General features: G+C 40.3%; 9 protein-coding genes and 1 riboswitch. Of the genes, 3 read left to right on the top strand and 6 right to left on the bottom strand.

The window, feature by feature from the left end:
- Positions 1–18: 18 nt before the first annotated feature.
- From ggt to HMAT_RS23525, 4 genes are all read right to left on the bottom strand, one after another.
- Positions 19–1,722 carry a gamma-glutamyltransferase gene (gene ggt / locus HMAT_RS23540; protein ID WP_104385280.1) on the bottom strand — a complete coding sequence of 568 codons (1,704 nt, stop codon included), beginning with the start codon at positions 1,720–1,722 and terminating at the stop codon, positions 19–21.
- 67 nt (positions 1,723–1,789) lie between these two features.
- Positions 1,790–2,116, bottom strand: a complete 327-nt coding sequence (locus tag HMAT_RS23535) for a nucleotide pyrophosphohydrolase (protein ID WP_104385279.1) — start codon at positions 2,114–2,116, stop codon at positions 1,790–1,792.
- An 18-nt stretch (positions 2,117–2,134) separates the two neighbouring features.
- Positions 2,135–2,593: a D-aminoacyl-tRNA deacylase gene (gene dtd / locus HMAT_RS23530; RefSeq protein ID WP_104385278.1), complete on the bottom strand. Its 459-nt coding sequence runs from the start codon at positions 2,591–2,593 to the stop codon at positions 2,135–2,137.
- A 137-nt stretch (positions 2,594–2,730) separates the two neighbouring features.
- The gene (locus tag HMAT_RS23525) at positions 2,731–5,166 is read right to left on the bottom strand and encodes a TonB-dependent receptor domain-containing protein (protein WP_104385277.1); all 2,436 of its coding nucleotides are present in this window, start codon (positions 5,164–5,166) and stop codon (positions 2,731–2,733) included.
- A 54-nt stretch (positions 5,167–5,220) separates the two neighbouring features.
- A riboswitch (TPP riboswitch) is annotated at positions 5,221–5,346 on the bottom strand.
- Between the two features lie 231 nt (positions 5,347–5,577).
- On the opposite strand from HMAT_RS23525, the gene HMAT_RS23520 reads away from it, so the two are divergent.
- The 3 genes from HMAT_RS23520 to HMAT_RS23510 are packed head-to-tail and all read left to right on the top strand — an operon-like array spanning position 5,578 to position 8,586.
- Positions 5,578–6,753, top strand: a complete 1,176-nt coding sequence (locus tag HMAT_RS23520) for an amidohydrolase family protein (protein ID WP_104385276.1) — start codon at positions 5,578–5,580, stop codon at positions 6,751–6,753.
- A gap of 37 nt (positions 6,754–6,790) precedes the next feature.
- Positions 6,791–7,072, top strand: a complete 282-nt coding sequence (locus tag HMAT_RS23515) for an acylphosphatase (RefSeq protein ID WP_104385275.1) — start codon at positions 6,791–6,793, stop codon at positions 7,070–7,072.
- Positions 7,073–7,116: 44 nt separating this feature from the next.
- On the top strand, positions 7,117–8,586 hold the full coding sequence (locus tag HMAT_RS23510) for a lipopolysaccharide biosynthesis protein (RefSeq protein WP_104385274.1): 1,470 nt from the start codon (positions 7,117–7,119) through the stop codon (positions 8,584–8,586).
- Positions 8,587–8,728: 142 nt separating this feature from the next.
- On the opposite strand, the gene dusB is transcribed toward HMAT_RS23510, so the two are convergent.
- Positions 8,729–9,724, bottom strand: coding sequence for a tRNA dihydrouridine synthase DusB (dusB, locus tag HMAT_RS23505; RefSeq protein WP_104385273.1), 996 nt, complete (start codon positions 9,722–9,724; stop codon positions 8,729–8,731).
- A 66-nt stretch (positions 9,725–9,790) separates the two neighbouring features.
- Positions 9,791–12,232, bottom strand: coding sequence for an outer membrane beta-barrel family protein (locus tag HMAT_RS23500; protein WP_104385272.1), 2,442 nt, complete (start codon positions 12,230–12,232; stop codon positions 9,791–9,793).
- Positions 12,233–12,241: the final 9 nt, after the last annotated feature.

Genomic DNA, 12,241 nt, shown 5'->3' with positions numbered 1-12,241 from the left:
GAGCCTTTGTTTTGATGTTTAATATCCTTTTGCGGTATCATCTCCACGAGGATCGGCACCGGCCTGCAATTTGCCGTTTGGAAGGATAAGAATGTTTTCTACACGTCCTATTGTTCCCCGGGGATTTATTACATAGCCATCCCTTGTCAATTTGTCTCGAAGTGTTGTATCAATCGCATCTTTCTCCACATCAATGCGGTCAGGTAACCACTGATGATGAAAGCGGGGTGAATTCACGGCGGCCTGTGCATTCTGACCAAAGTCGATTACATTTAATATGGTCTGGAAAACGGAGGTAATAATCGTTGATCCGCCCGGTGTCCCTACCACCATAAATAGTTTGCCATCTTTTTCTAAAATGGTCGGTGTCATGGAACTCAGCATTCTTTTCCCGGGCTGAATTTCATTTGCTTTTTCTCCTGTCAAGCCATACATATTGGGTACGCCGGTCTTTACCGAGAAATCATCCATTTCGTTGTTCAATAAAAATCCTGCACCATCCACGATAACCCCGGATCCATAGGAATCATTGAGTGTGGTGGTGATGGCAACAGCATTTCCCTGCTCATCAACAATATTGAAATGAGTTGTCTGCTCACTCTCATAACCCGGAATGACATCCGCATTGACGTTTTTGCTTAAAGTCGCCTGATGAAAATTAAACCGATTCAGTTTAGCTGCATTCTTCGTGGAATCTATCAGTTGCTGCACAGGGACATTGATAAAATCAGGATCCCCTAAATACTTTGCCCTATTTGCATAGACATGACGTTCTGCTTCAACGATGACGCGTATTGCGGAGTCCGTCTGAAAGCCCCAGCGCTGAAGCGGGAATTGTTCAACGGACTTTAATAAAGCCAGTAGGGAGGTTCCGCCGCTCGATGGTGGAGGCATCGAAACAACCTTGTGTCCTCTATAGCTCGATGCAATCGGGGCACGCCAGACTGCCTTATAGCTCGTTAGATCCTCATGGGTAATGATCCCTTTACCTTTATTCATTTCGGCAATGAGCAGATCGGCGGTTTTTCCTTTATAGAAGCCGTCACGTCCTTCATTAGCGATTCTTTCGATAGTATTGGCTAGATCTTCTTGTACAAATAGGTCACCAGTTTTCCAGGTTGTATTTTTGATAATTGCGGCACCAGTGGGATTCAGCTTCACAAATCGCTCTTTATGGCTTTCAAACTCGCGGGCCTGTCTTTCACTGATCTTGAAACCTTTTCGCGCAAGTTCGATTGCGGGTAAGAGCAATTCTTTCCAGGCTAGCTTCCCATATTTCTGATGGGCGTCCCACATGCCGGCGACAGAACCTGGCACACCCGATGCGAGCGCACTGTATAGGCTCAAATCAGGGATAACATTCTTTTGTGCATCCAGATACATATCCCGATGAGCCTGTTTAGGAGCGGTTTCCCGAAAGTCTAGTGCATCGTACTGCCCCTTATTGTTGCGAAATAGCATAAAACCACCGCCACCAATATTTCCTGCATTTGGATATACTACAGCGAGGGAAAACTGCACCGCAACGGCAGCATCAATGGCATTTCCTCCCTTTTTTAGCACCATGACACCAACTTCCGAAGCTATGGGGTGTGCTGTTACCACCGCCGCTTTGTTGAATGTCTCGGGGTTAGTTTTATATGCGTCAAGCTGCCTGCGGGTATTGGAACATGAAGCGAATAGCAAACTTCCTATTAGCGAATAAATAAATAGTTTATTCATAATATCTGCTCTAAAATTTTGCGTAAGATTAATATTAAACCTTGTATACCTCTGAAACACAAAGGTGTTATTTTAATTTTTCATTGTTTTTATGACGGTCTGCATCCCGGATAGATTTCTTTTGCAGGTTCTTTTCCAGTGCTTCGGTTAGGTCGATCCCCGTTTGATTTGCAAGACAGATTAAGACAAACAATACATCGGCCATTTCATCAGCCAGATTAACCTCTTTATCTGATTTTTTGAAAGACTGTTCACCGTATTGTCTGGCCATGATCCGGGCCACTTCGCCAACTTCTTCCATAAGCATGGCAGTATTTGTCAGCTCATTGAAATAGCGTATCCCCGTTGTATTGATCCATTTATCAATTACTTCTTGTGCTTCTTTGATTGTCATTTTTTCGGATTAAGTAGTTTAAAAATTGTCCTTATCTTTTGTATCCATAATGATGGTAACGGGACCATCATTCAATAGATTAATTTTCATGTCAGCTCCAAATACGCCGAGCTGAACAGGCTGATCGATCAGTTGAGAAAGCAATTTGGCCATTTCTTCATACAGCGGTTTGGCGATATCAGGTTTGGCCGCCCGAATAAATGAGGGCCGATTTCCCTTTTTTGTCTGAGCAAATAAGGTGAACTGAGAAATCAGTAAGATATTACCGTCAATATCCTGTATGGATTTATTCATTAGTCCCTGCTCGTCTTCAAAAATCCGTAGGTTAACGAACTTCTGTCCCAACCATTTTAAGTCTTCAATTGTATCGGCTTCTTCTATTCCCAATAGGATCACTAAACCGTGTTGAATCTGCCCGGTGATCTGTTCGTCTACTGTACAGGAAGCATGTTTTACCCGTTGTATTACTGCACGCATAATGAAAAGTATAAAACCAAAGTTAAAAATTCCGATCGTCAAACACGATCCAATCTCGTATTTATTGGCGCCAAAAATAAAAAGCCTCCTTTTCTATTTAAGAAAAGGAGGCTTTTATATTGGTGGGATCTTAACTGTTAGAATTTAATGTTTAGGCCTAACATAAAATTTGTAGTTGCCTGTGGGAAGTAGAAATTGTAATATTTTCTGGTATCGTCTTCCATCCAGCCAAAGGTATAGCCGTTAGTTTCGTACTTTTCATTCAGTAAGTTATTTACCTGTAAACTTAGGTTAATGTCTTTTATACCTAAAGCCGTAAATTTATAATTCGCCAGCAGATTATTAACAAAGGATGAAGAGATGCTTCTTTCTTTCGCTGAGGAGTTGTCGAGATATTGCCGTCCTACATATTTTGACAGCAATGAAAATGTGAGCGGTTCAATAGGGCTATAGGAAAAGTTGCTGGAGATAATTGTATTTGGAGACAGGGCAATATCTGTCTTTGGATAGGAGATCCTAAGGTCGCCAATGACTTCTTCAAAGTTCTTGATCTTATTCTGGCTGAAAGCAGCGGTAGCCTTCCAGTTCAATTGCTTACTGATGTTCCAGGCCCCGTCAAATTCCAGCCCGATTCGATAGCTGTCTTTTACATTCTGTCGGATGGGAGCACCGGTATCACTGATCTCGCCTGTTGGAATCAACTGGTCTTTATAAAACATACCATAGCCATTTAATCCAATATTGAATTTGGTGTTGGTAAATCTATATCCAATTTCAATGTCCTGCATTTTTTCTGGCGTTGGATCCGGAAGTTTGCTGTTTTTCTCTATGAAATCTTTTCGGACGGGTTCTTTTTGTGCAAAAGCATAGGAAGCATAGATATTTGCATGGTCATTTAACAGATAAGTTGCTCCTGCTTTGGGATTTAGAAAATTGAATTTTGGATGATAATTATAGTTTTTGACCTTATCATCGTCCCCATACATGTGATAGTCTACATTTCTGTACTGGACGTCGGCCATTAAGATCCATTTATCCAATTTGTAATCTACCTTTAGGAAGTTGCTGAAGTCATTTTTCTGCGATTTTCCGAAGTAATATTTGTCGTCTATAAATCCGTTGGAAGCGTACTGTGCCCAGATTACTTCACCATAATGTTTTCCTCGATATTGATTGTATGCACCACCCCATATAATTTCGAGCTGATCATTGGGTTTGTAGTTCAGTGCATAGGTCATCCCATAAAAATAATTATCAAGCCATCTCCGTCTGACGAGATCCGTTTTTTTTATGGTATCATTACCGATAATAACATCTGGAAGCCCATATTTACTAAGATTATCGGCTGATCTAAACTCTTCATAATAGCCATAGCCTCTTGTATAATGTAGTGCGGTATTCAGTGTGAGCTTGTCATTGAGGATATTGGTATAGTGAATCTGGTGATGCTTCTGCGTATAGTTGTCCGTTTGGTTTTTATAGGTATATAGGTTATAGTTTCTTCCTGCATTCATAAATCGGTCTTTTTCTGCGCCGGATACGCCGAGACCATTATCTGCGTAATCGTCCATACGGGATCTATCCCCCGTGATCAAAGGTTCCGGCACGCCATTCCAGGCTTGGTAGGTCTTTTCCTTTCCCCAGAATATGATTCCTTTTAAGGTGTGTTTTTTGCCATAATAACCCCCATCAATATAGAAGGACTGCAGGTCTGAGGCACCTCTTTCAATATAACCATCACTGCTGATCCTGGATAAGCGTGCATTGAAAGCAAACTTATCATTAATCAAACCGGTTCCGAGTTTTACTGTATTTTTCCAGGTATTATAAGATCCGAATGAATTATTGAGTTCGGCATAAGGTTTTTCTGCTAATGTATTTGATTGAATATTTAAGGACGCTCCGAAAGATCCAGCCCCATTGGTGGATGTTCCGATTCCCCGTTGTACTTGAATGCTTTCTGTGGAAGAGGCGAAGTCTGGGAGATTGACAAAGAATGAGCCCATGCTTTCCGCATCATTTAATGGAATACCATTAAGGGTTACATTGATGCGCTGGTTGTCAGATCCACGGATCGTCATGTTTGTATATCCTACGCCGGCTCCTGCATCGGAGTTTACCTGAACAGAAGGTGTTTGATTCAAGAGATATGGAATGTCCTGCCCCAGGTTATTCCTGGTAATCTCTTCTTTTGAGATGTTCCTGAATGTGGTTGGTGCATTCTTCTTAGCTCTGGTGGATACCACAAGGACCTCTTCTGTACGAATTGTTTTTGGATCGAGCTGGACTATCAATTCCATATCCCGTTGAAGATTTAGGTTTTGAGTCCAGGTTTGATATCCGACAAACGAGACCTGAATGCGATGCTTTCCATCCGCGATATTATATAATTTGATCAGGCCATCTCTGTCCGATTTGGTTGTAAATGAAGTCTGTCCGTCTATGGATACTGATGCATTCTGTAGTGGCCTTTGCGTATCCATATCTACAGTTTTAATCGTCAAATTGTGCTGGGCAACAGCAATTTGGCTTAAAGTAGTAGCTAAAGCGCTACAAATCAAAAATTTGATCATGTTGATGTATTTTGTTTAAGTTAAACAAATCATAGCAAGGGGTCACCATGACCGTTTTATTTAACTAACCTCTCCCTCCGCCAGCATTACCTGGATCAGGTGCACAGAACTTAATCTGTTGGGTATGATCTCAGCCTTTATTTGTGTTTCTGACAAAACAAGGCACCCCTAATCGACGCTGCGAATATATAAATTAAAATCGGAATGGTCTATAAGGATCGCGTTTTTTACAAAACGTAGACTTCTTGAAAAATACGCGATAATTTCCTTGTGGTTTAAAATTTTACGTTTAGGCTTGTTTTTGGTATTTATTGTTCTTTTTAGGTACCTTGGCATAGAATTTTCTACTGTTAGTATGTATTCATATCGGTCAAAAATTTTTAGTTACTAATTTGAGAGTGAGGAGATAAAATGTTAAAGTATTTAAGCGCAAATTATATTCTACCGATTACCTCAATGCCTATAAAAGACGGTATTGTAGCGGTAGACGAGGAGGGGGTAATTCAAGGCATCTATGACCCTGCTTCATTCACACAGACTGATAAAGTCGAAATCGAGAGATATGTTGGAATAATTATTCCCGGTTTTATCAATGCCCATTGCCATCTTGAATTATCACATATGAAAGGCGTGGTAGCTAAAGGTACCGGCCTGCCAAAATTCCTGAGCCAAGTAATGACTTCACGGAGTGCATCGATGAAAAAAATGGATGATGCGATGGCGAAAGCAGATAAAGAGATGTATGAAAATGGGATCGTAGCGGTGGGAGACCATGTAAATACGGACAATTCTTCCAAACTTAAGGAAGATTCAAAAATACTTTATCATACCTTTGTAGAGGTCATTGGAGTCGATCCTGAAGAAGCTGATTTTAAACTAAAAGAAGCCAAGTCTTTAACACAAGAATTTAGAAATGGACATGTGTCTATTACGCCGCATGCACCTTATTCCTGTTCGAAAGTTCTTTTTAAGAAATTTAAAAAATCGGTACCCGAGACTAATATCATTAGTATTCATAATCAGGAGAGTGACGAAGAGAATAAGTTATTTAGGTACAAAACAGGTGAGTTCCTGGATTTCTATAAGAGTATCGGAAAGAGTGCTGATTCTATTAAAGCACAAGCCCGAAACTCTATCCAGTCTTACTTACCCTACTTACCTTATCCGAATAAATTATTATTGGTCCATAATACCTATACTTCACTAAAAGATCTTGATTTTGTAGAACGTATGGATCGGGATGTTGTATGGTGCTTGTGTCCAAAAGCAAACTTATATATTGAAGGAAACCTTCCTAAGGTACAGAACTTTATAAATGCGGGCCAACGCTTAGTGATCGGAACGGATAGCCTAGCGTCGAATGATACACTTTCGGTATTGGAAGAACTGAAGGTACTGCATGAACATTTCGAAGATTTGGATTTCTTGCAAACAATCCAATGGGCAACGATCAACGGAGCTGTTGCGTTGAACATTGAGGATGAATATGGATCTCTGGAAATCGGTAAAAAGCCGGGGATTGTCCTGCTTGAGGGGATGGAACACATGCGTTTAACAGATAAAGTTAAAATCAAACGTTTAGCGTAGTATTTAATTCCACAAAAACTTCTGTACTTTTGCTCTTATGAAACATTTGAATATTTCAATAAGAGGTAAAGTACAAGGAGTCTTTTTCCGACTGACGGCCAAAGCTGTTGCGGATCAAGTCGGTGTAAAAGGCTTTGTACTCAATCAGAAGGATGGGTCTGTCTACATGGAGGCCGAGGGAGACGATTTTGCACTTGATTCATTGTTGGACTTCTGCCAGGAAGGCCCCGAGGATGCAAATGTTGAAGCTGTTGAAGTGAAGGAAGGCGAACTGAAAGGCTTTTCCAATTTTGAAGTGATTAAAAGAGTTCAATCCTAAATCCTTTTACCTTGTCAGTACTTAAGAAATTCGCCGGGCAAACCATGATTTACGGGCTGAGCACGATTATAGCGCGGATGCTATATTTCGTCATGACCCCCCTATATGTCCTTAAATATCCTCCGGCTTCATACGGAATATTTACCAATATGTATGCCTGGGCCTCAATGATCAATGCAGTGCTTGCGTTTGGTATGGAAACAACCTTTTTTAGGTTTCTCCAAAAAGTTGAGGAAAAAGACAAAAGACAGGTTTTTAATAATAGCTTTATCGTCATCGCATCGCTGGCGACATTATTTTTTATAACTGCTATTGTCTTTGCTGGGACGATCGGTAGTTGGTTAAATAAAGGTAGCTATAATGAAGATTATGAAAGTTATGTGAAGTACTTTGCGCTAATATTGGCGTTGGACGCTTTGGCCATTGTTCCCTTTGCAAAATTAAGGTCCGATGGCCGACCTTTTCGCTTTGGTATTATCAAATTAGCGAACATAGGTATCATGGTGATTCTGAACTTATTCTTTATTGCACTTGTTCCCTATTTGATAAAAGAAGGCGGAGGCTTGGGAGATTGGTGTTCTGGTTGGTACAAAAACGAATGGATCGGCTATGTTTTTATTTCAAATATTGCGGCCAGTGCAGTTACCTTTCTATTGCTTCTTCCCGAAATGAAGGGTTTCTATTTTAAACCGGAAAAGGAGTTAATTTTAAAGATGCTATCCTATAGTTTTCCAATTTTAATTGCTAATATTTCGTATATCGTTAATGAAAATTTAGACAAGATTGTACTGCCGATTTATTTACCTAAAGACATTGGAGACCGTGATTTAGGTATATACGGGGCCGTTGGTAAACTAGCGATGTTTCTGAGTATTTTCGTTCAGGCTTTTCGCTTAGGAGCCGAACCATTTTTCTTCTCGTATGCAAAAAATGCGAATGCAAAGAGGACCTATGCACTGATTATGGAATACTTTGTTATCGCTATGATGCTAGTAATGCTAGGCATTACGGCGAACATTGATTGGTTGAAATATTTTATTAAAGGCAATCTGGAAACGCGAGATTTATATTGGTCAGGTCTTTTTATTGTACCTTTGCTGCTATTCAATTATGTCCTATTGGGAATCTATATGAACTTGTCGGTATGGTATAAACTTTCTGATCAAACACGCTATGCGCTATATATTTCACTTGTGGGGGCAGGAATAACTATAATAGCAAATTATTATTTGATCCCTAAATATAGTTATGTGGGGGCATCGGTCGTCACCTTTCTGGCCTATTTCTCTATGGTTGTCCTGTCTTATTTTTGGGGGCAGAAGCATTATCCTATTCCCTATAAGTTGGGTAAAATATTGACCTATATCTTGACGGGTATAGTTTTCTCTTATCTATCTTATTTTGTCTTCCAGCATAATGTTTTCATTGGAAACGGTTTGCTGATTGTTTATATAGGCGGCGTATTTATGATGGAAAGAAGTCAGCTGAAGCAATTCATTAAGAAAGGGGCTTAAAGAAAAAGAAGCACCCCAAAGTTGAAATCGAATCCCGCCGAGAATTGATTATCCGAAAAGAGGTAATGGGACCGGAAACAAACAAAATTAAAGAAGAAGGTCGCATCGATACAGAATCAATGCGACTTCTTTATAGCTAAGCTTACACCATTTCAGATGTAAAGTTATGTTCAATATCATGGAGTACATCCAAAATTTCATCTTGCGTCTGTAAACTGACAAGTTTCATCCTAGATTCTTTAAAATTTGGAATGCCTTTGAAATAATTTGCGTAGTGCCTTCGCATTTCAAATATTCCTAATTTATCCCCTTTCCATTCGATGGATTTGTTTAAGTGTGTTTTACATACTTCGACACGTTCGGCGATCGTAGGTCCCTCCAGGCGCTCACCGGTATGGAAGAAATGTTTGATTTCTCTAAAGATCCATGGATAGCCGATAGCGGCACGCCCGATCATAATGCCGTCAACTTCATATTCTTGTCTCCAGGCAGCGGCTTTCTCCACCGAATCCACATCACCGTTTCCAAAAATTGGAATCTGAATGCGCGGATTGCGTTTGATGTCACGGATCATCGACCAGTCAGCCTGACCTTTGTACAATTGCGCGCGGGTACGGCCATGTATTGCTAATGCTTTGATGCCAACATCTTGCAATCGCTCCGCTACCTCATATACATTTTTGGTGTTGTCATCCCAGCCAAGACGTGTTTTTACCGTCACCGGTAGATGAGTTGCTTCAACAACAGCTTTGGTCATTGCAACCATTTTATCAATGTCTTGCAATAGGGAAGAACCAGCTCCCTTACAAACCACTTTCTTAACAGGGCAACCGTAATTGATGTCGATTAGATTTGGATTTGCTTTTGTGCAGATTTCAGCTGATTGACGCATACTTTCAATATCTCCACCGAATATCTGGATACCGATAGGCCGTTCATATTCAAAAATATCTAACTTTTGAACAGATTTAGCTGCATCCCGGATCAATCCCTCTGAAGAAATAAATTCAGTATACATTAAATCAACACCATTCTGTTTGCATACATAGCGAAACGGCGGATCGCTTACATCCTCCATCGGAGCTAGTAACAAAGGGAATTCACCCAAATCAATATTTTTACCAATCTTGACCGACATCTTCAATAATTTTTTACAAAGGTACAAAATTTGGTATTAGTATAAAGTTAGCAAACTGTCATGAGTTTAGAGCCTGCTTTTTATGTCTTCAGAACCTGTAGCGCGTTGTGCTGTTGTGTTCTGAGAACCACCGAAACGGTAGCTGAAAGATAGGATGGCAGTTCTACTGTCGGGATTAGATCTACCGATGAGCCTGATGGTTGGCGAGATCGTTTCATATCGTCGATTGTTGGTTCTGAAAATATCGTTAACGACTAATTTCAGCGTTGCTTTTTTATTGAGGAGGTTTTTTTGAATACCTGCATATACCTGTCCATAGCTTTTGATTTGACTGATCCCTACCGTTAAGCCAGATACATAATTGCCACCCAGTTCAATAGACCAATCCTTAGGCAATTTGAAGGAATTTTGGCTATTTAGACTTAATGTATTGCCCTTGCGAATGATCAGTTCATCTTCTTGTGGTAATTCATATTCATTCCGATAATAGTTTGCAAAATGTGTTGCCGACCACCAGCCGGTGATTTGAGTTGGCGCAATAAAGGAGATTCCATAATTTTTAAAAGAACCTATATTTTCGGGCCTTTCAAAAGTAATATAGGGATTAAGTGGATCTCTGCCCAATATTTCGTTGACAACATTTGACCGCTGTGCATAATTCAGCGTTAAGACGTATTTGCTTGCGTAAGTATAACCTAGTTCAAAGGAGTGTTCGTATGCTGGGTTTAAGTTCGAATTTCCCTCAGCATAGGAAAAAGGATCCGTATATACCCTGAATGGATTTAAATCCCAAAACGAAGGTCGTTGTACGCGATAGCTGTAGCTGGTCTGTACTTTATGATTGTCATTGGCTGTATAGGTGAAAAACGCTGCTGGGAATAGTTTGAAATAGGATCTTTCAAATTGTTCGTTCAATGTAATTTGATGACTACGTGTACGGGTGTGTTCACCACGAACGCCTATTTGCGTTGAAAACTTATGCCAGCTTTTTGATAGATTTAGATAACCCGCATGAATAGTCTCTTTGTAGATAAAGTGATTACTTGTGCCCAGATCCGGAACATATTGATCATTTTGTAATGTATCATAATGTAGATCGTTTTCAGTGCGCACATCACTACTCTTCCAGCCAGCCTCAAGTTTATACTCCTTTGGAAGCGGAAGTGTATAATCCAGTTTGGCGACATATACCTTATTGTCTGAGGGGATATCACCTATTCTGGAGGAACTTGCAGGCGGTGTTGAAGCGCCCACATTGTTGTATGCCGTATTCAGCTGCTGATCCATTTTTGAATAGTGGTCAACAAGGTCAAGATCTATTTTTAATTCATGGCCTTTATCATTGAGCTTTAAATTATAATTGACATTGTACAGCATATCTCGCCAACGCTCCTTGCCCTCCGTGATGGTCGTGGATGACCATACTAAATTATCGGTATTAAAGTTTCGGAAATTATTCGTGGTAGGCTCGTACTTTGGATATTTTCCGAATCCTCCATTAATTAAGAAGCCTATCGTCTGTTTGGGATTTATGCTGTAGTCCATGCCGACTCTAAAATTATTAGATCGGAGTTTGGGCTGTATGGTATTCTCCTGCTGTGAATACGATTCAGGGGCTGATTCTTGATCAGTGTAAAAATAGCGTGTAAGTGAGTTATAATATTTCAGATTTTGGAAATACTGATTATAAATCCCGAATACATTGATTTTTTCTGTACGATAATTAAGGTTTAGACTCCCGCCAAGATGTGCTCCTCTACCGGCACCGGCATTAGCCGATACGGAACCATTAAACCCTTGTTTGAGTCCTTTCTTTAACACAATGTTGATGATACCTGCAGATCCAGCAGCATCCTGTTTTGCATTTGGATTGGACATGACCTCGATTTTATTGATGTCCATTGAGGAGGTGCTCCGTAGGAGATTGGCCAATTGATCGGCGGACAGGTATGTAATTTTCCCATTGATCGTAACCGTCGCTCCAGATTTACCTTTAATACTTAGCGAACCACTTTCATCGACAGCGACACCAGGAATCTTGCTGAGTAATTCCAGTCCGTTGTTGCCGTCTGCGAGCATGGAGTTTTCAATATTGAATACCAGCTTGTCCTGTTGCTGTTCGATAAATTGTTTTTTTCTTTCGACAACGACCTCGGCGAGATAAGCATTGTTTTGCAATAATAGGATCTTGCCAAGATCATACTCGTCAAAATGTTCGTCCAACCTGAAATGGGGACTGAAAGTATCCTGATGGGTAAGGCTTTTGACTTTAATAAAATAGCTGCCCGCTTTTGTATTGGTAAACCTGAAATTTCCGGTACTATCTGAGCGTACCGTACTAGCCAGTGTACCATCATTGACGTGATAAAGCGAAATACTTACATAAGGAATGGCCTGTTTATCTTCGCCCACAGTCTGTCCCTTGATATGATTTGTTTTTTGAGCTTGGCTTGTAAATAGGGTACAGATCCAAAGGAGACTTAAGAGATAACGGAGGATATAAGGCATGATGATATG

It is taken from the genome of Sphingobacterium sp. HMA12 (assembly GCF_002933815.1).
Classification (GTDB): Bacteria; Bacteroidota; Bacteroidia; order Sphingobacteriales; family Sphingobacteriaceae; genus Sphingobacterium.
The sequence above is the reverse complement of the archived record's forward strand: the minus strand, read 5'-3'. Positions and strand labels throughout refer to the sequence as shown.